Annotated in this window: 21 protein-coding genes; 15 read left to right on the plus strand and 6 right to left on the minus strand. The window is 59.6% G+C overall.

Annotated features, from left to right (window positions below; all coding sequences use genetic code 11):
• Window positions 1-3: 3 nt before the first annotated feature.
• The 3 genes from WCJ41_RS04875 to WCJ41_RS04885 are packed head-to-tail and all read left to right on the plus strand — an operon-like array spanning window position 4 to window position 2,394.
• Window positions 4-894: a DMT family transporter gene (locus WCJ41_RS04875; RefSeq protein ID WP_336904708.1), complete on the plus strand. Its 891-nt coding sequence runs from the start codon at window positions 4-6 to the stop codon at window positions 892-894.
• 4 nt (window positions 895-898) lie between these two features.
• Window positions 899-2,035 (plus strand): GTP-binding protein, encoded by a 1,137-nt coding sequence (locus WCJ41_RS04880; RefSeq protein ID WP_336904709.1) that lies wholly within the window; start codon window positions 899-901, stop codon window positions 2,033-2,035.
• An 8-nt stretch (window positions 2,036-2,043) separates the two neighbouring features.
• Complete coding sequence (locus WCJ41_RS04885) at window positions 2,044-2,394, plus strand: Spx/MgsR family RNA polymerase-binding regulatory protein (RefSeq protein WP_336904710.1); 351 nt, start codon at window positions 2,044-2,046, stop codon at window positions 2,392-2,394.
• 40 nt (window positions 2,395-2,434) lie between these two features.
• Here WCJ41_RS04885 and WCJ41_RS04890 read toward each other — a convergent pair whose 3' ends face one another.
• Both WCJ41_RS04890 and WCJ41_RS04895 read right to left on the minus strand, forming a co-directional pair.
• Window positions 2,435-3,313, minus strand: coding sequence for an arginine deiminase family protein (locus WCJ41_RS04890; RefSeq protein ID WP_336904711.1), 879 nt, complete (start codon window positions 3,311-3,313; stop codon window positions 2,435-2,437).
• Entirely contained in the window at window positions 3,310-3,546 is a 237-nt protein-coding gene (locus WCJ41_RS04895; RefSeq protein WP_336904712.1) for a sulfurtransferase TusA family protein, read from the minus strand. Before WCJ41_RS04895 ends, WCJ41_RS04890 begins: the two co-directional genes overlap by 4 nt.
• Before the next feature lie 43 nt (window positions 3,547-3,589).
• On the opposite strand from WCJ41_RS04895, the gene WCJ41_RS04900 reads away from it, so the two are divergent.
• The 7 genes from WCJ41_RS04900 to WCJ41_RS04930 all read left to right on the plus strand — a co-directional run bounded on the left by WCJ41_RS04900 (window position 3,590) and on the right by WCJ41_RS04930 (window position 10,348).
• The gene (locus WCJ41_RS04900) at window positions 3,590-4,174 is read left to right on the plus strand and encodes a molybdenum cofactor sulfurase (RefSeq protein WP_336904713.1); all 585 of its coding nucleotides are present in this window, start codon (window positions 3,590-3,592) and stop codon (window positions 4,172-4,174) included.
• On the plus strand, window positions 4,171-4,764 hold the full coding sequence (locus WCJ41_RS04905) for a molybdenum cofactor guanylyltransferase (RefSeq protein WP_336904714.1): 594 nt from the start codon (window positions 4,171-4,173) through the stop codon (window positions 4,762-4,764). The genes WCJ41_RS04900 and WCJ41_RS04905 overlap by 4 nt, the downstream gene beginning before the upstream one ends.
• Complete coding sequence (gene mobB / locus WCJ41_RS04910) at window positions 4,761-5,261, plus strand: molybdopterin-guanine dinucleotide biosynthesis protein B (protein ID WP_336904715.1); 501 nt, start codon at window positions 4,761-4,763, stop codon at window positions 5,259-5,261. The genes WCJ41_RS04905 and mobB overlap by 4 nt, the downstream gene beginning before the upstream one ends.
• A complete protein-coding gene (locus WCJ41_RS04915) occupies window positions 5,258-5,794 on the plus strand; it encodes a DUF924 family protein (RefSeq protein WP_336904716.1) in 537 nt (178 codons plus the stop codon). Before mobB ends, WCJ41_RS04915 begins: the two co-directional genes overlap by 4 nt.
• Window positions 5,795-5,898: 104 nt before the next feature.
• On the plus strand, window positions 5,899-8,415 hold the full coding sequence (locus WCJ41_RS04920) for an FAD-dependent oxidoreductase (protein WP_336904717.1): 2,517 nt from the start codon (window positions 5,899-5,901) through the stop codon (window positions 8,413-8,415).
• A 134-nt stretch (window positions 8,416-8,549) separates the two neighbouring features.
• Complete coding sequence (locus tag WCJ41_RS04925) at window positions 8,550-9,464, plus strand: DMT family transporter (RefSeq protein WP_336904718.1); 915 nt, start codon at window positions 8,550-8,552, stop codon at window positions 9,462-9,464.
• Window positions 9,464-10,348 (plus strand): EamA family transporter, encoded by an 885-nt coding sequence (locus WCJ41_RS04930; RefSeq protein WP_336904719.1) that lies wholly within the window; start codon window positions 9,464-9,466, stop codon window positions 10,346-10,348. The genes WCJ41_RS04925 and WCJ41_RS04930 overlap by 1 nt, the downstream gene beginning before the upstream one ends.
• Here WCJ41_RS04930 and gloB read toward each other — a convergent pair.
• Entirely contained in the window at window positions 10,341-11,114 is a 774-nt protein-coding gene (gene gloB, locus WCJ41_RS04935) for a hydroxyacylglutathione hydrolase (protein WP_336904720.1), read from the minus strand. The two genes, WCJ41_RS04930 and gloB, sit on opposite strands and share 8 nt — an antisense overlap.
• 63 nt (window positions 11,115-11,177) lie before the next feature.
• On the opposite strand from gloB, the gene WCJ41_RS04940 reads away from it, so the two are divergent.
• The 4 genes from WCJ41_RS04940 to WCJ41_RS04955 all read left to right on the plus strand — a co-directional run bounded on the left by WCJ41_RS04940 (window position 11,178) and on the right by WCJ41_RS04955 (window position 14,777).
• Window positions 11,178-11,918, plus strand: coding sequence for a methyltransferase domain-containing protein (locus tag WCJ41_RS04940; RefSeq protein ID WP_336904721.1), 741 nt, complete (start codon window positions 11,178-11,180; stop codon window positions 11,916-11,918).
• A gap of 86 nt (window positions 11,919-12,004) precedes the next feature.
• Entirely contained in the window at window positions 12,005-12,769 is a 765-nt protein-coding gene (locus tag WCJ41_RS04945; protein WP_336904722.1) for a chorismate mutase, read from the plus strand.
• On the plus strand, window positions 12,766-13,857 hold the full coding sequence (hisC, locus tag WCJ41_RS04950) for a histidinol-phosphate transaminase (protein WP_336904723.1): 1,092 nt from the start codon (window positions 12,766-12,768) through the stop codon (window positions 13,855-13,857). The genes WCJ41_RS04945 and hisC overlap by 4 nt, the downstream gene beginning before the upstream one ends.
• Window positions 13,854-14,777 carry a prephenate/arogenate dehydrogenase family protein gene (locus WCJ41_RS04955; RefSeq protein WP_336904724.1) on the plus strand — a complete coding sequence of 308 codons (924 nt, stop codon included), beginning with the start codon at window positions 13,854-13,856 and terminating at the stop codon, window positions 14,775-14,777. Before hisC ends, WCJ41_RS04955 begins: the two co-directional genes overlap by 4 nt.
• Here the strand turns inward: WCJ41_RS04955 and WCJ41_RS04960 are convergent.
• Complete coding sequence (locus tag WCJ41_RS04960; protein WP_336904725.1) at window positions 14,771-15,640, minus strand: DUF2125 domain-containing protein; 870 nt, start codon at window positions 15,638-15,640, stop codon at window positions 14,771-14,773. The genes WCJ41_RS04955 and WCJ41_RS04960 overlap by 7 nt on opposite strands.
• Before the next feature lie 82 nt (window positions 15,641-15,722).
• Between WCJ41_RS04960 and WCJ41_RS04965 the strand changes: the two genes are divergently transcribed.
• Window positions 15,723-16,265, plus strand: coding sequence for a gamma-glutamylcyclotransferase (locus WCJ41_RS04965; protein WP_336904726.1), 543 nt, complete (start codon window positions 15,723-15,725; stop codon window positions 16,263-16,265).
• Here WCJ41_RS04965 and WCJ41_RS04970 read toward each other — a convergent pair.
• Both WCJ41_RS04970 and WCJ41_RS04975 read right to left on the minus strand, forming a co-directional pair.
• Window positions 16,241-16,681 (minus strand): hypothetical protein, encoded by a 441-nt coding sequence (locus tag WCJ41_RS04970; protein ID WP_336904727.1) that lies wholly within the window; start codon window positions 16,679-16,681, stop codon window positions 16,241-16,243. The two genes, WCJ41_RS04965 and WCJ41_RS04970, sit on opposite strands and share 25 nt — an antisense overlap.
• 4 nt (window positions 16,682-16,685) lie before the next feature.
• A partial coding sequence (locus tag WCJ41_RS04975; protein ID WP_336904728.1) for a hypothetical protein occupies window positions 16,686-16,893 on the minus strand: 208 nt, incomplete at its 5' end.

Raw genomic sequence — 16,893 nt, forward strand, 5'->3', positions numbered from 1 at the left:
GGGATGATAAATCGGGCGGGATTGGGGATTGCCTGCGCACTTGGCGCAGCCGGACTTTATGGCCTGGTGCCCAATTTCGTGCGTGGCGCAATCGGCAATGGCGTTCCGGCGATCGAAAGCACGCTGTTTCGGACCTTCATGATCGCCATCGTCTTCTCTGTGATTGCCGTGGCGCAGGGCGAGCGGATGGTAATCCCGAAGCGTGCCTTGCCAAGCTTCATTGGCCAATCAATTGCAACGCTCTTCGTTTCGGTTGCCTATCTCGGGTCGGTGCAGTTCATTCCGGTGGGGCTTGCCGTCATCATCTTCTATCTCTTCCCGGTACTGATCATGATTCTCGCACCGGTGGTTGAAGGTCGAAATCCTGGTATCCTGCGCATCCTGATCGCCGTGACTGCCTTTGCCGGACTGGCGGTCGCCGTGGGTCCAAGTTTCGACAGCCTCGACATAAGGGGAATTCTTCTGGCGGCGCTCGGTTCCGCCGGTGCCACCCTGCAATTCTTTTCAGGCCGGGCCATTTCCCGCTACATGACGCCCGCCGCCTTCGGCAGTCTCGTCCACATCGTCATCATGCCTCCCGTCCTGCTCATTGCCCTGTATGCGGGCTCGGGCACGCTGCGCTTCCTGCCTGGCGGACCAGCTACGACAACGGGGCTTCTCTTCATGTCCGGCGTGGCAGTCGTCTACATCATCGCCTACATGGCTCAGATGCTGTCACTGCGTTTCGCCCCGGCCTCTACCGTCGCTCCGTTCTACAATCTCGAGCCGGTGGTGGCGACGGCGACAGCGGCCATGATCCTCAGTGAAAGGCTACAGATGAACCAATATGCCGGAGGCGGACTTGTTCTCGCCGCTCTTGTGGCATCGAGCGTTCTCGGAAAGTGGAAGAAATAGTTTCATGGCCTATGCTCCCATTCCCGTCGCGATCCTCACCGGCTTTCTTGGGGCCGGGAAGACCACGCTTCTCAACTTCCTTCTGAAGGACCCGTTCCTGTCAGGTGCCGCCGTCATCATCAATGAGTTCGGCGACGTTGGTATCGACCACCTGCTGGTCGAGCGGGCGGACGAGAACGTTATCGAACTGGCATCTGGCTGCCTGTGCTGCACCATCCGCGGTGACCTCATCGATACCATCCACGATCTGCTTGCACGACGCGGTCGGGGAGAGATCAAGGCGTTCAACCGTATTGTCATCGAGACGACGGGCCTCGCCGATCCGGCTCCCGTGCTGCACGCGGTGATGAGCGAGCCGGGATTGCTCGCGGCCTGCCGCCTTGAGGGCGTGATCACCGTGGTCGACGCCTTCAATGGCATGGCGACGCTCGATGCCCACCCTGAGGCCGTCAAGCAGGTAGCGGTTGCGGATCGCATCGTGCTGACCAAGGTGGACCTGCTGGTCGGCCGAGAGGGCGAAGACATGCTCTTCGCCATCATCGGACGCCTGCGCAAGCTCAACCCGGCGGCGCGGCTCCTGACCACCCATCGCGACGAGGCCACCGCTGAGCGGCTGTTCACCATGGGGCTTTTCGACCCCAAGACGAAGACGGCGGACGTTCAGTCCTGGCTGGCGGCCGAGGCCTACGAAACCGGCGAGAAGCGCGGACGGCGCGGTCGCCGCGGCCTTGACCATGGGCACCATCATAGCCACGATCAACATGATCACGACACGTCACGTCATGACGAACACATCCGCGCCTTCATTTTCAGCGAGGCAAATGCCATCAGCCCGCAGGGGTTGGAGCTGTTCATGGAACTGCTGAAGTCCTACCACGGCGCCAACATGCTGCGCATGAAGGGGATCGTGAAGGTTTCCGACGATCCGTCACGCCCGGTGGTCCTGCATGGGGTCCAACACGTGTTCCACCCACCAGTGAGGCTTCCTGCCTGGCCGGACAAGGATGAGCGGACCCGTCTCGTGTTCATCGTCAAAGACATCGAGAAGCCCATGATCGAGGGGTTGTTCCGCGCCTTTACCGACCAGATCACCGGCGGGGCGGAAGCTTTCACGGACAAGACCCTCTCGCTCAACAGGTAAATGGCGCCATGACCCTCAAGCTTTACGGACTTTCCAAATGCTCCACCTGCCAGAAGGCCATTGACTGGCTTGATGAGCACAAGATCAGGAACAGCTTCTCTGACGTTAAGGAAAGCCCCGTTACCAGGGACCAGGTTGCCCAGTGGTCCAAGGCGCTCGGCGGCTGGGAGAAGATGATAAATCGGGCTGGTTACACCTGGCGCGGCCTGCCGCCGGAAAAGACGGCGAACCTCACCGAGGCCAAGGCCGTGGCGCTTGCGGTGGAAAATCCCTCGCTGATCCGCCGGCCAATCATCGAGCACAAGGACGGTAGTGTAACGGTGGGTTTCTCGAAGAAGATCCAGGAACTGCTGGCTTAGGAATCGATGGCCGGGGTTTTCCCGGCCATCGAACTTCTGGTCAGGCGCGGACGAGCGGCCTCGTCATGCAGGTGGGGCCGCCCTCTCCCTTTCGGCATATGTCGTAACCCTTGATGACGTCGACCTTGACGCCCGCCGCTTTCATGCGACGTTCGGTTTCGGGGTTGCCTTCGACCATCAGGGCATGACGCGGTCCCAGCGCCAGAACGTTGCATCCCATGGTGTCGAACTCCTCTGTTGGAACTTCCACGAAGTTGATGCCGCGGGATTCGAGGAATTCGACCTGCCGGGCGGCCATCAGCGGTGGGTAGACGACGGCGAGGTCATGGTCCAGCGGCGACAGGCAGGACATGAGATGGAACACGTCCGACCGGCCCTTGTAGTGCGGCATGTCGAACCACAGAATTTCGACGTCCGGACCCGCCAGTTCACCGAGTTGCCGCAACCCCTCGAGATTGGTGCGGTAGCCCACGCCGGCCATCAGTGTGTAACGGTCGATCCACACGAGATCTCCGCCCTCGACCTTGCCTTCGCCGGTGATTTCGCCCGCGATGGGGAACCCCAGGGCTTCGAGCGCCCCGCCATTGATCTCGGATTCCTTGCGCCGCTGCGGCTTGCCCATGCGCGGCTTCACAAGGCCCCGCGGGGTAATGATCAGGGCATCATGTGTGTAGATCGAATCGAGCGTCAGGCCGGGTGCGGCGGGAAGCTTGATGACTTCGGCGCCAGACGCAGAAAGAATGTCTTCCACGACCTTGTATTCCTTGCGTGCACTGGCGAGGTCGGGGCGCGAATGGAAATTCAGGTCTTTCCATTCGGCGTCGATCTTGGCGTCGCTGATGAAAGCCTGGTCAACGTCGCGGATCGCCACCTTCTTGAGGCTGCCCCAGTTGTTGAATGCACCGAAATCGAAGCTCATTTCCGTCTGATCCTGAATATGTGGGCAGGGCCATCCTTTTGCTGGTCCAGCAGCGTATGGCCCTGCTCGTTGCAGAAGTGGGGCATGTCTATTGCGGACATGGGGTCCGTGGCAATGACCTTGAGAATTGAGCCCGGATCCATGGCCTCCAGGCGCTTGCGGGCTTTCAGCACGGGAAGCGGGCAGAGCAGGCCTGACAGGTCGAGCGTGTTTTCGGAATGATTTTGGGTCATGCTGGCGGTAGAGTTTAGCATTGCCTATGGGGGAGATACAGACTTGCCGGAACTTCTCACGAAACTTGCATTCGAGGGCACCGTAGACTTGCTCCTCGCCAGCCCCGACCGCGACACCGGCCTTGAGAAACATGAGGTTTCGGAGGCGCGCTTCCTGTTTATCGGCATGGCGGGCGATTGCCATGGCGGCCTCACCCGCAAGTCCGACAGCCGCATGCTGAAGCAGTATAAGCGTAACACCGAAGTCAGGAACTCGCGCCAGGTGTCGATTCTTTCGGTCGAGGAACTGGCCGAAGTCGCGGGCGTGATGGGCATCCCGGTGGTGAAGCCCGATTGGGTCGGTGCCAACGTCGTGACGAGGGGCATCCCGGACCTTACCCTTCTGCCACCCTCGACGCGGCTGCAGTTTCCGTCCGGGGCAATGATTGTGGTCGATGCGGAGAACCATCCCTGCCGCTACCCTGCGGATATCATCACCAGGCACCATCCGGAACAGAAGAAGGGATTCGTCTCTGCCGCCATGCACAAGCGCGGCATTGTGGGTTGGATCGAAGCGGAAGGTGTCATCCGCAAGGGTGACTGGATCACCATCTGGATTCCCCCACAGCGGATCTATTCACACGCATGAGGGTTTGTGCCGTCATCGTCGCTGGCGGACGGTCCTCGCGCATGGGGCGGGAAAAAGCACTTGAATTGCTCCGTGGACGGACCGTCATTGACTGGATCATTACTCGTCTATCTGTTCAGACTGATGCAATTGTACTGAACGCGAATGGTGACGCTGGTCGCTTTGCCCGATTGGGCCTTTCCATCATCAATGATCTGCGAGGCGATATTGGCACGCCGCTCGCCGGCCTCCACGCAGCGCTGGTATTTGCAAAGAACAATGGTTTCGATGCTGTTCTGACAGCACCATCCGATGCCCCGTTCCTTCCGGCTGATCTTCTGCAAAAACTCCTTGCCTCGGACCGCGAGGCCGCCATTGCTGCATCAGCTGGGCAATCACACTATCTCACTGGGCTGTGGTCACCGGCGCTGCTGCCGGCGATCGAGGACGCAGTTCAACAATCACGAACGCCCCGCCTGCAGGATTGGTGCAGGACATGTAGTGCCGCCATCGTCGAGTGGACGACTATGCCCTATGACCCGTTCTTTAACATCAACACCCCCGAGGAGCTTGCGGAGGCAGAGCGGATTGCGGCAGTGTTCAATCCATGAACAAGGTCATCGGTGTTGCCGGATTCAAGAATGCGGGAAAGACCACACTGGTCGAGAAGCTGGTCAGCGAGCTTACGCGGCGTGGTCATCGCATATCGACTGTGAAGCATGCCCATCACTCATTCGATATCGATCATGAGGGGCGGGACAGTTTTCGTCATCGCAAGGCGGGCGCTTCCGAGGTTGCGGTCGTATCGCGCCACCGCTGGGCGATCATCCATGAGTCGCGGGAGGAGCCCGAGCCTTCGCTGGAGGAAATCCTTGGCAAGCTGGCACCCTGTGACCTCGTCATTGTTGAAGGCTACAAGCGTGACTCGCATGACAAGATCGAGGTACGCAACCTGGAGCTCTCGCATCCCGATCTTGCCGGGGACGACCCAACCGTGGTCGCCATAGCCGCCAATGGAATGATTGCCGCCGCACCCGTGCCCGTGTTCGACCGCGATGATGTGACCGCACTTGCCCGTTTCATCGAAACGCACATGAGGCTCACATGACACCTCATGATGTGACTGACTTCTGGGAACAGGCCGGGGAGAGCCGCTGGTTCTTCAAGGATCCAGCCTTCGATGGCGCCTTGAGAGTACGCTTCGGCCAAGCACTTGCGCAGGCGCGCGATGGAGCCTTCTACACATGGGGCGGGACCCCTGAAGGCGCTCTGGCCCTCATCATCCTGCTTGATCAGGTGTCGCGCAATATCCATCGCGACAACCCTCTGGCGTTTGCCGCCGATGCCAGGGCGCTGCGCCTCGCCAAGCGCTGGATCGGGCAGGGTTTCCACCAGAGGCTTCCTGCCCCCCGCGCCCGGTGGCTGATCATGCCCTATGAGCACGCAGAGGACCTTGATGCCCAGCACAGAGGCGTCGCGCTTTTCCAGACCATGGGACTATCCGAAATGGCCCACTGGGCGAAGGTCCACCTCGACATCATTGCCCGTTTCGGACGCTTTCCCCACCGAAACCCGGTTCTGGGGCGGGTATCGACACCTGATGAACTGGTGTTCCTCAAAGCCGGCGGTTTCTCCGGTTGAGTGTCGGATTCCGCCCTGCCCCGGTCGTTCCACCTCACGACTGTTGAATGGGGCTCACTATTGTGCGCTCAATTCCATTCCGGGGTTCTTTGAGGGATTTACCCATGAAATCACATGCGCGCGTGGTCGTCATCGGCGGTGGCGTGGTGGGCGTCGGCACGCTCTACCACCTGGCCAAGAAGGGCTGGAGTGACGTCGTCCTGATCGAGCGGAAGGAGCTGACGTCCGGCTCCACCTGGCACGCCGCGGGTCTGCTGCCGCTGTTCAACCTGTCCTACTCGGTGGGTCAGATCCACAAGTACTCGGTCAAGCTCTATGATTCCCTGGAGGCCGAGACCGGACAGCACGTGGGCTTCAAGAAGGTCTCCAACATCCGTCTCGCCCGCACCAAGGACCGCTGGGACGAGTTCATGTATTACGCCGGTGTCGCCGAGACCATTGGCATCAAGGTGAACATGCTGACCCCCGCTCAGGTCAAGGAGATCTGGCCGCTGTGCGAGACGGACGGTCTTCTGGGCGCCATCCAGCATCCCGATGACGGTTATATCCAGCCGGCTGACCTTACCCAGGCGATGGCCAAGGGAGCACGCGCGCGCGGTGCCGAAATCTACCGTAACACCACGGTCACCGGTATCGAGCAGAAGACCAACGGCGAGTGGCTGGTAAAGACCGACCAGGGCGACATCACCTGCGAGCACGTCGTGTCTGCCTCTGGCAACTTCGCCCGCAAGACGGGCGCGATGGTGGGCCTCGACGTTCCGGTAATCCCGGTCGAGCACCAGTACATCGTGACTGAGCCGCACCCGCTCATCCGCGAGCGCCAGGCCAAGGGACATCCTGAGATGGGCGTACTGCGCGAAGCCGATTCCTCCTGGTATATGCGAGAGGAAAACGGCGGCCTGTTGCTCGGACCATACGAACATGGCGCGCCCTGCTGTTACATGGACGGGCCTTCGGACCAGAGTGAATACGAGCTCTTCCAGGAAGATCTCGACCGCTTGGCGCCGCACATTGAAACCGCCATTGCCCGCGTTCCTGCCTTTGGCGAAGTGGGCATCAAGAAGGTTTACAACGGCGCCATCGCCTATACTCCTGATGGTTCACCGATCATCGGCCCAGCATGGGACAAGAAGAACTTCTGGCTGAATGAGGGCCACTCCTTCGGCGTTACTGCTGCCGGCGGCGCTGGCTGGCAGCTGGCAGAGTGGATTGTCGAGGGCGAACCGTCAATCGACATGATGGGCGTCGACCCGCGCCGTTTCGGTCCCTATGCGACGCGAGGCTACCTCAAGACCAAGAACGAGGAAGCCTATGCCAACGTCTTCACGCCACATTATCCTGACGAAGAGCGCTCCGCCGCCCGCCCGTTGAAGCGCACTCCCGTCTATGATCGCATGAAGGATCTCGGCGCCGTGTTCGGTTCCGTCTATGGCTGGGAGCGTCCGGGCTGGTTTGCGCCGAAAGGCTACGCACTCACCAAGGAACAGCTGGCGAGCCCAGACGTGCTCACCAACCACAATCATGCCCCTGCAACCAACGATGGCCGGATCGTGGAAAAGTGGTCGTTCCGCCGTTCCAACTACTTCCCCTTCGTGGGTGAGGAATGCCGGAACGTGATGAACAACGTCGCGATCCAGGACATGTCGGCCTTCGCCAAGATGGAAGTGTCAGGTACCGGCGCGCGCGAATGGCTCGAAGCCATTCTCGCCAACAAGATCCCTAAGAAAATGGGCCGCATCGCCCTGTGCCATCTTCTCACCCCACGCGGCGGCGTTCGTTCCGAGTTTACCGTGTATGAGTGGGCGCCTGGCCGCTTCTATCTGGTATCCGCCGGCGCATATGAGCGCCATGATCACGACTATCTCAGGAAGCTCTGCCCGACGGATGGCTCGGTGCGTCTCAATGCCATTACCACGCGCTTTGGTGTGCTTGTGCTGGCAGGCCCCAATTCACGCAAGATCCTGCAGAAGTTGACTGATGCAGACCTTTCGAACGAGGCCTTCCCCTGGCTTTCGGGCAAGGAAATCAGCGTAGGCAACTGCACGGCGCATGCGCTGCGGGTGAACTTCGTCGGTGAGCTTGGCTGGGAATTCCACCACCCGATCGAGCAGCAGATCGCGCTATTCGACGCTCTCATGGAGGCGGGTAAGGAATTCGGCATCCGCCTCTATGGCATCAAGGCCATGTCGTCGCTGTCGATCGAGAAGAGCTACCGTCTCGTGCCGCGTGAATTGTCGATCGAATACAATGCCTATGAGTCAGGGCTCGATCGGTTCGTCCATCCCAACAAGGGTCAGTTCATTGGCCGTGATGCGCTGGTGGAAGCCAAGCAGAGCGGCCTTGGCTGGAACTTCGTCACGATGGAAGTGCACGGGGTTGGCGACGGCGACTCGGATGCTCGTGGTTCCGAACCGATCTATCGCAATGGCCAGCTCATCGGGCGCGCGACGAACGGCGGCTTCGGCTTCCGCGTGAACAAGTCGTTGGCGCTGGGCATGGTGCGTCCGGACCATTCGGCCATCGGTACCGAGCTTGAAATCAAGATTCTCGGCAAGCTATTCAAGGCCACAGTGATCCCTGAAAGCCCCTACGATCCGGAGAACAAGGCGCTCCGCGCCTGAGTGCACACTGAAGTGTAAGAAAGAGGCCGGGTGAATAGCCCGGCCTCTTTTAGGCGACAACATCCGCAAGCGTTGCGGAACGACTATCTGGCGGGCAAAACTTGAATTCGAACGGAGCGAATCAGTCGACGCCCATGCGAGCAGGAACGCCGGGATACGGAACGGGAATTCTACTCGTGATGGGCGCCACCGTCGGCTGGAGCCTTGCCGGCATGTTCGTGCGCATCATGCCCGGGCTCGACGGTTGGCAGATCAATTGCTGGCGCGGCTTCTGGATGTCGGTCTTTCTGCTCGCCTATCTGGTCGCAATCTATGGCAACCAGACGATCGCCAAGTTCCGGGAAATTCCCTTGCTGGCCATGCTCACCGTGGCAGGTTTCTTTTCGGCTGGCTCTACGCTCTATGTAACCTCGCTAACCTTGGCGGGCACCGCCACAGTCTCCGTCATTGGTGCGCTATCGCCAATCTTTGCCGGACTGCTCAGCCCCTGGCTCACCCATGAGAAGCCGTCTCTGGCCTCTTGGGCGGCGGCCATCATGGCCGTGATAGGCGTTGGCATCATCGCTTGGGACGGGTTCTCGGCCGGTAATGTCATCGGCATTCTGGTGGCCCTCCTCGTTCCACTATCATTCTCAGTTCAGACGATGATGCTGCGACGTTATCGTGCCTTTGACATGGTGCCTGCCATCTGCGTTGGCGGCTTCGTCACCTTCTTTCTGGCCGGTGCGCTGGGCTATGTCTTCGGTGGGCATCCGGGCGGCGGCTTCCAGGTCAACATTCATGAGATTCTGCTGCTGGCTCTCATGGGCCCCTTGCAGCTCTCAATCCCACTGGTCTGGTATGCAAAGGGTGCCAAGACCGTACCCGCCGTGACGTTGACACTCGTCGCAATGCTTGACGTGGTCCTCAACCCGTTCTGGAGTTGGTTGGGCGTGGGAGAAGTTCCAGCTCATGCGGCATTCGTTGGAGGGTCTATTATTGTCAGTGCAGTACTGATCTCGATCTTCGGTGACCGCTGGCTCAGCGGTCGCAGGCAACAGGCGGCCTGATGCGCCGTTCGACAGCAACCCTCATTGGCTTCACTGCGGTCCTGATGTGGGCCCTGCTGGCGCTGTTGAGCGCTGCAAGCGGCAAGGTGCCGCCGTTTCAGCTCGCGGCCATGACGTTCCTGATCGGTGGCCTGATGGGCGCCAGCACGTGGCCTTTCCGCAAGGGAGCGATCTCAGCACTGCGGCAGGGCTGGCAGGTTTGGCTGCTCGGCGTTGCAGGGCTCTTTGGTTATCACTTCGTCTATTTCAGCGCCATCCGTGCCGCACCAGCCGTTGAGGTGAGCCTCATTGCTTATCTGTGGCCACTGTTCCTTGTTGTTTTCTCGGCATTTCTCCCGGGTGAGAGGCTTCGTCTCCATCATGTCATCGGTGTCGTGCTGGGGCTTGCGGGCGCCGTTCTCATCATCACGCGTGGCAAGGGCCTGTCGTTGACCGAGGGTTTTACCTTGGGGCACGTGCTCGCCTTCCTGTGCTCCATCATCTGGTCTGGCTATTCGGTTCTCTCACGCCGCTTCGGCGAGGTATCGACGGATGTCGTAGCGGGCTTTTGCCTTATCACGGCATCGCTCTCCGCCATTTGCCATGTCTTGTTCGAGACGACAGTGTGGCCGGCAGATGCAACGCAGTGGGGCGCTGTGGCCGGTCTTGGCCTGCTGCCGGTGGGCGCTGCATTTTACACCTGGGACCACGGCGTGAAGCACGGCGACATCATGGTTCTGGGCGCTGCATCCTATGCATCACCATTGCTGTCGACACTGGTTCTGGTGTTGGCAGGCTATGCATCCTTCACGTGGCCGGTGGTTGCCGCCTGCCTGCTCATCACGCTCGGAGCAGTGATCGCAGCCAAGGACATGCTGTTCAAGAACGTGCCTGCAACTATTTGAAGCTGTTTTTCCGTTCACGAAGCTCGGCGAAGACTTCCATGTCGTTGGCGTGCTCCATGCCCAGCACTTTCCTGATCTCGGCACTCCCTGTGCGGAGGAAGGGGTTCGTTGCCTTCTCTATTCCAATTGTGGACGGGCATGTCATCTTGGTCTCCGCGCGCAGTCGGTCAACTTCGGCAACCCGGTTCACGAGGTCAGTGTTGCCAGGCTCGACGGACAGTGCAAAACGCGCGTTCGACTGGGTGTATTCATGACCGCAAAAGAGTTGCGTCGTAGGTGGTAACAAAGCGAACTGGGTGACGGAGCGATGCATTTGCTCCATCGCGCCCTCGAACACCCGGCCGCAGCCGAGTGAGAACAGTGTATCGCCGGCGAAGACGGCTTCTTCCGCCGGCATGTAGTAGGCAACATGCCCGAGCGTGTGCCCCGGGCAGTCCATCACTAGCACTTCGCGTCCGTCCCAGCTGAAGCGGTCGCCGCCCGATACCACTTGGTCGATACCAAGAATTTTGGCGGCCTCATCCTTCGGGCCGGTGATGTTGCAGCCATAGCGCTGCTTGAGGGGGAGGTTGCCCTCCACGTGGTCGCCATGGTGGTGGGTGGTCAGGATATGCGTCAGTTTCCACCCCCTGGCATCGAGTTGGCGTTCAATCTCGGCGGCATCGGGGGCGTCGATCGCGGCGGTCGCGCCACTCTTGTGGTCATGTAGCAGAAGGCCGTAATTGTCGGATCGGCAGATGAACTGATGAAAGGTGAGGCCTGTCATGACGCTTCCCGATGCTGTCTTGCTGAGTGAACCGTTTACTGCGGTGGTTTAGATTGGATCGTGATGGATATCGTTGACCTGAGAGAGTTCTACGGCAGCCGGCTCGGAATGGCCACCCGTCGGTCACTGGCCGGCCAGTTGAAGCCGAAGCTGGCTGGCATGTCAGGCGCCCGAGTCATGGGCCTTGGCTATGCCATGCCCTATCTCGCTGACTGCATCGAAAAGCCCGAAGCGCAGCTCGCCTTCATGATGGCCCGGCAGGGGGTCTTCCGTTGGCCCGAGGGTGGCGCCGTCCAGTCGGCTCTGGTGGATGAATGCGACCTGCCGTTACTGGAAAGCGTTCTGGACGTTGCCCTGGTCGTTCACGGGCTCGAATTGACGGATGCTCCCCAAGAAATGCTGCGCGAAATCTGGCGGGTTCTTGCGCCTCAGGGGCGTCTTTTCCTGGTGGTGCCGAACCGGCGTGGAGTGTGGGCGCGATTCGATACTTCACCATTCGGGCACGGCCAGCCGTTTTCTAAGCCTCAACTCTCGTCCCTCATGAAGGAGTGCCAGTTCTCGGTGGTATCATGGTCCTATGCCCTGTATTTCCCTCCCTCCACGATGGGAGCGGTACTTTCGGCCGCTCCCGCCATTGAGGCGGTCGGCTCCCGCCTCATGCCGGCGCTGTCGGGCGCCATAATTGTCGAGGCCACAAAGCAGGTCTATGCGGCGGCACAAGGCAAGCGGCTGCGTCGTATCCCGGCGCGTAGCCGCCCGGCTCTGGCGCCCGTTCCCGCAAAGGGCGCATGGCGGCATCCCTAGGTCAGGATTGCATTTTTTGGTCCGGTGCCTATGAATAACGCGCCCCGGCGACCTTATTCACCGGGCTGCTGCGAGCTCGCCGATCAATGACGAACGACAATCCCGATACCTCTCTGGACGCCATAAGGCGGGAGATCGATTCGATCGACGACCAGATCCTGGCCCTGCTGATAGAGCGCTTTGCCGCCACCACCAGGGTCAAGGCCTCCAAGGCGCAGGACGGTACAATCGCCGCCTCGCCTTTCCGCCCGGCCCGCGAGGCCACTATGATGCGCAGGCTGATCGCTGCTGCCGGTACTTCGCTTAGCCCCGAACTTCTGGTGCGTCTTTGGCGGGTGATCCTGTCAGCTTCCAAGCAGTCACAAGCCCCGGTGACACTTCACATGGATTTCGCGTTGGGGAGTGATCTTGGTGCCCGGCTCCTCGTCTCCCAGCATTTCATCGGCATGAAGGTGGAACTCCATCACAGCCCTGGCCAAGCTTTAGAGGCAGTGGGCAAGGTGAATGGCGATCTTGCGCTTATCGCTCCCAGTTCGGAGTGGGCAGCAGGTTTCCTTTCAGGTGCCGTGCGCACCGCGCAGGTGATAGCCACGCTTCCCGCAATCATTGGCGACAACCAACCGCAAATACTGGTCTTTGGCCACTCCACCCCACATCCAAGCGGTGACGATGAGACGTTGCTTCTGGTTCCGGGGGAACTGGCAAGCGTTCCCGGCGCGCTCTGGCAGACACGGTCCGGCAGTGTGTGCCTCGCCGGTCTGCCGGGCTTTCTCGACGACGGCGTTCTCAGTCTTCACCACGGCGCCAGGCGCGCCGGTCGCTATCCCCGTCCCATCAAGGTATCGCCATGACCCGCTCTCGCCCGCAACCAAAGCCTGGCATCCTCGATATTGCAGCCTATGTGCCGGGAAAGAGCAGTGCCAAGGGCAGCAAGGTGCACAAGCTTTCGTCCAACGAGTCGCCCATAGGCGCAAGTTTGAAAGCGATCGAAGCCTACAAGGCGGCTGCTGGCACTCTCGAGCTCTATCCAGACGGATCAGCCACCCTGTTGCGGAAGGCCATCGCAGGGCGCTTTGGACTCAAGGCTGACAACATCGTCTGCGGTGCAGGCTCGGATGAACTGCTCCAACTGATCGCACACGCTTACCTGAGTCCCGGCGACGAAGCGATCTACAGCCAATATGGCTTCCTCGTGTATCCGATTGCCATCCAGTCTAACGGGGCTACGGCTGTTATTGCACCCGAGAAGGAGTTTTTGGCTGACGTAGATGCTATATTGGCGCGGGTGACAGAGCGCACGAAGATCGTCTTCCTCGCCAATCCCAACAATCCCACAGGATGCTATCTTCCCTTCAGTGAAGTAAAGCGCCTCCACGCCGGCCTCCCTGCACATGTGATGCTGGTGCTCGATGCCGCCTATGCGGAATATGTGCGGCGCAACGACTACGAAGCGGGAATCGAAATCGTCTCCACGTCAGACAATGTCGTGATGACGCGAACCTATTCCAAGATATTCGGCCTTGCGGCCTTGCGACTTGGATGGGCCTATTGCCCCGCCCATGTGGCCGATGTGCTGAACCGGGTGCGCGGCCCATTCAATGTCAGCGCTCCTGCTATAGCTGCCGGCATAGCGGCCATCGAAGACCATGAATTTATCGAGCGCGCTGTTTCCCATAACGAAACGTGGCTTCCGTGGCTGACCAAGGAACTTTTCGCGCTAGATCTCAAGGTAACGCCGAGCGTCGGCAACTTCGTATTGGTGCATTTCCCAGCGAACGAGAAGCACCACGCGCATGTGGCAGACGCATTCCTGCAGGAAAATGGCTTCGTGGTGCGCCGTATGGATGCGTATGGGCTTCCAAATGCGCTTCGCGTCACTGTCGGTGCTGAGGAAGCGAATCGTGGCCTGGTAACTTGCATGAGAGACTTCTTGTCATGAGCAAGCTTTTTAACCGTGTTGCCCTCATTGGCATCGGGCTGATCGGTTCGTCGCTCGCTCATGCGATACGCAAGCAGAATCTCGCGGACGACGTCACCGGCTTTGCCCGAAGTGAGGCCACACGGGCAAAGGCGCTGGAACTCGGCCTGGTCGATCGGATCTATCCAAGTGCTGCAGAGGCAGTGAAGGATGCCGATCTGGTGTTCCTCTGTTCTCCCGTCGGAACGTATGGCGCGCTGGCGCAGGAAATCAGCGCGACACTGAAGCCCGGCGGAATTCTGACCGATGTTGGCTCGGTGAAGGCTGCTGTTGTCAAGGACGTCCTGCCCCACGTGCCGCAAGGGGTGCATTTCATTCCGGGCCATCCTATCGCGGGCACAGAGCAATCTGGCCCTGAATCGGGCTTCGCGGAGTTGTTTGTCAATCGTTGGTGCATCATTACTCCGCTGCCAGATGCAGATCCAAGAGCAGTGGAACGCCTTGTCGAATTCTGGCGTGCCTGTGGTTCCAATGTTGAGCTTATGACGCCAGAACATCATGATCTGGTGTTGGCCATCACCAGCCACTTGCCACACCTCATCGCCTACAACATCGTATCGACAGCAGCGGATCTCGAGGAGGTGACGTCCTCTGAAGTCATCAAATTCTCGGCAGGTGGCTTCCGCGACTTCACCCGCATTGCGGCCTCCGACCCCACCATGTGGAGAGACGTGTTCCTCAACAACAAGGACGCGGTGCTCGAGATGCTGGGTCGATTCTCGGAAGATCTTTCTGCTCTTCAGCGCGCTATCCGCTGGGGCGATGGAGACATGCTGTTTGATGTATTCACGCGATCGCGTCAGGTCCGCCGAAGCATCATCGCTGCCGGTCAGGACACGGCATCGCCGGATTTCGGCCGCGGCGCCCCGAAAAATCAGTAGAGCGGCTTGAGCTCGGTGATCTGAAATGGCCCGAGATAGAGGGTCCCTTCGCGGGCGATAATCGGAGCCTTTGCATCGTTACCCAGCAGACCCAGCATTGTGCGCAGGTTTGCCAATTTGCCATCCGTTAGCCCAAGCTGGGGTCCTGCGATGCTCAGAAGCGTCCTGATGTCATTTGTCTCCGTGTCGATCTGGCCCGAGATCCGGTTTTGCTCGTCGAGGGCCAGCTTGCCAGATCCCCAATATCGGAGTTGGCCCTGCCTGAGTTCGAGCTTTTCGACCGTGACGGTCCTGTCCATCTTCAGCGTCCCTAGCAGGCTACCAGTATCGATGTCGATCGTCGGTCTGCCTTCCGGCCGATAGGTCACGCCTTCTCCCTCAAGAGCGAAGTCCGTCCCGCCCGAAGTGCCTGGTCGTGTGAACAGCATGAGCTTGTCGGCTTCGCCAAAGCCCCCTGCCGATGCTGCGGGCAGTTCCATCGAGAAGCTTGGTTGCCATGACGAGTCGAATGTGGCCGCGGCGAGCGCTCGCTGATGTGTCACCTCGATAGGTGCAATCGATAGGCCTGATATAGTTGTTGGCCCATCGATAAGTGCTACGACCTGCCATGGTGCGTATGCGAGCGCAACGAGTAGCAGGTTGGCGGAGCGGATTTCTACTTTCCCCGCGTATTGGACTATGGGTGAACTGCAGGAGAATTCGAAGTGGAATGGATAGCCTGACCAGCCTTCCTGCGTGCAGGTCATTGTCAATCCCCGCGCTGCGAGCTTGGCACGTTCTTCGACAAGTAGATCCCTTGCCATATCCGATGCAACGAACCAGTAGATGGTCCAGAGCAGAGCGAGCAGAAGGAAAATTGCCAATGGCAGGAACATCCTCCACGGGCGAGGGGCAGCATTCAACATTTGAACCCGGCTCTGCTTTCGCGTTAGTGAAGTCGTCAGAATGGAGCAGTTCTGGATTTTTGGCTATGGTTCGCTGATGTGGCGCCCGGGCTTCGATTTCGTTCGGAGCGAGTCGGCGCGCGTGCATGGCTATCACCGCAGCCTATGCGTCTACTCCCATGTCCACCGCGGGACTCCGGAACGACCGGGTCTGGTGCTTGGCCTCGACCGCGGCGGATCTTGCCACGGCATCGCCTTTCAAGTCATGCCGGAAAGCTGGGAAAAGACGATTGCCTATCTCCGGGCCCGCGAGCAGGTGACCAGTGTATACCTGGAAAGGCGCAAGAATATCAAACTCACCGAAAGCGACAGAACGGTGGATGCCGTAACCTATGTGGTTGATCGCGCGCACAGCCAATATGCCGGAATTCTGAGCGATGAAGCCCTTGAGCACCATGTTCGTCTTGGCCAGGGGGTGTCGGGTCATTGTACCGACTACGTCATGAATACGCTGGCGCATCTGCGGGAGATGAGTATCCATGATCCGGCACTGGAGCGCCTTGGTCATCGACTGGGATATCAGGCCGCCAAGAGTTCAAGCTGAACCGGCTTACGCCAAATCTTCGGTTCAGCCAGCGCCGGGCCACCATCATCCAGTGCCGCTTCCAAATCGCCCCGCACCTTCCCTGCAGCATCACTGTCTCGGGCTAGAAGATGAACGTGAATCTCATCACCGGCGGAGTGCGCGCACATCCCCTGCGGCCCTAGCCCATCGGCGTCGAAGCGACCCACGGCAATAGCTGACCGTGTCCCTCCCGCCTTGCGGACGATTACAAAGACCGCCCCGGCAACTGGCGGACAGTGATCGGGTGAATATATCGAATGAATGTAGGACTGGCCCGAAGCGCCGCGCCAGTACCAGAAGCGTTCACCGAGGCCAGAATCCTCGGGCAGGGTAGCGGAGAGGGAGTAGCCTTGCATCATGAGAACAAAAATAGAACAAATATCGACATCCGTCAAGTCCTCAGCTGCACTTGGAGTAACCGCAAGACAAACAGGTCATGCAACCCTCCTGGCACACCAATGTAACGCTGCCGCACCCCGGACACGTGCTTCCGCCCTGTTTCTCCATCGTGCTAATGGATAGCTGTTGTTGACGCTCCGCATCAATAAAGCCGGTCAGTAGTGTCCGGTTTAATTCATGATCAATCGCGAAGAAGCCAATAACGACG

The sequence above is a fragment of the Aestuariivirga sp. genome, assembly GCF_037139295.1.
Lineage (GTDB): Bacteria > Pseudomonadota > Alphaproteobacteria > Rhizobiales > Aestuariivirgaceae > Aestuariivirga.

Excerpts from the sequence above, each read along its gene's own strand:
- WCJ41_RS04875 (WP_336904708.1), top strand. The coding sequence starts at position 4 with ATGATAAATCGGGCGGGATTGGGGATTGCCTGCGCACTTGGCGCAGCC.
- WCJ41_RS04880 (WP_336904709.1), top strand. The coding sequence starts at position 899 with ATGGCCTATGCTCCCATTCCCGTCGCGATCCTCACCGGCTTTCTTGGG.
- WCJ41_RS04885 (WP_336904710.1), top strand. The coding sequence starts at position 2,044 with ATGACCCTCAAGCTTTACGGACTTTCCAAATGCTCCACCTGCCAGAAG.
- WCJ41_RS04890 (WP_336904711.1), bottom strand. The coding sequence starts at position 3,313 with ATGAGCTTCGATTTCGGTGCATTCAACAACTGGGGCAGCCTCAAGAAG.
- WCJ41_RS04895 (WP_336904712.1), bottom strand. The coding sequence starts at position 3,546 with ATGACCCAAAATCATTCCGAAAACACGCTCGACCTGTCAGGCCTGCTC.
- WCJ41_RS04905 (WP_336904714.1), top strand. The coding sequence starts at position 4,171 with ATGAGGGTTTGTGCCGTCATCGTCGCTGGCGGACGGTCCTCGCGCATG.
- mobB (WP_336904715.1), top strand. The coding sequence starts at position 4,761 with ATGAACAAGGTCATCGGTGTTGCCGGATTCAAGAATGCGGGAAAGACC.
- WCJ41_RS04915 (WP_336904716.1), top strand. The coding sequence starts at position 5,258 with ATGACACCTCATGATGTGACTGACTTCTGGGAACAGGCCGGGGAGAGC.
- WCJ41_RS04920 (WP_336904717.1), top strand. The coding sequence starts at position 5,899 with ATGAAATCACATGCGCGCGTGGTCGTCATCGGCGGTGGCGTGGTGGGC.
- WCJ41_RS04925 (WP_336904718.1), top strand. The coding sequence starts at position 8,550 with ATGCGAGCAGGAACGCCGGGATACGGAACGGGAATTCTACTCGTGATG.
- WCJ41_RS04930 (WP_336904719.1), top strand. The coding sequence starts at position 9,464 with ATGCGCCGTTCGACAGCAACCCTCATTGGCTTCACTGCGGTCCTGATG.
- gloB (WP_336904720.1), bottom strand. The coding sequence starts at position 11,114 with ATGACAGGCCTCACCTTTCATCAGTTCATCTGCCGATCCGACAATTAC.
- WCJ41_RS04940 (WP_336904721.1), top strand. The coding sequence starts at position 11,178 with ATGGATATCGTTGACCTGAGAGAGTTCTACGGCAGCCGGCTCGGAATG.
- WCJ41_RS04945 (WP_336904722.1), top strand. The coding sequence starts at position 12,005 with ATGACGAACGACAATCCCGATACCTCTCTGGACGCCATAAGGCGGGAG.
- hisC (WP_336904723.1), top strand. The coding sequence starts at position 12,766 with ATGACCCGCTCTCGCCCGCAACCAAAGCCTGGCATCCTCGATATTGCA.
- WCJ41_RS04955 (WP_336904724.1), top strand. The coding sequence starts at position 13,854 with ATGAGCAAGCTTTTTAACCGTGTTGCCCTCATTGGCATCGGGCTGATC.
- WCJ41_RS04965 (WP_336904726.1), top strand. The coding sequence starts at position 15,723 with ATGGAGCAGTTCTGGATTTTTGGCTATGGTTCGCTGATGTGGCGCCCG.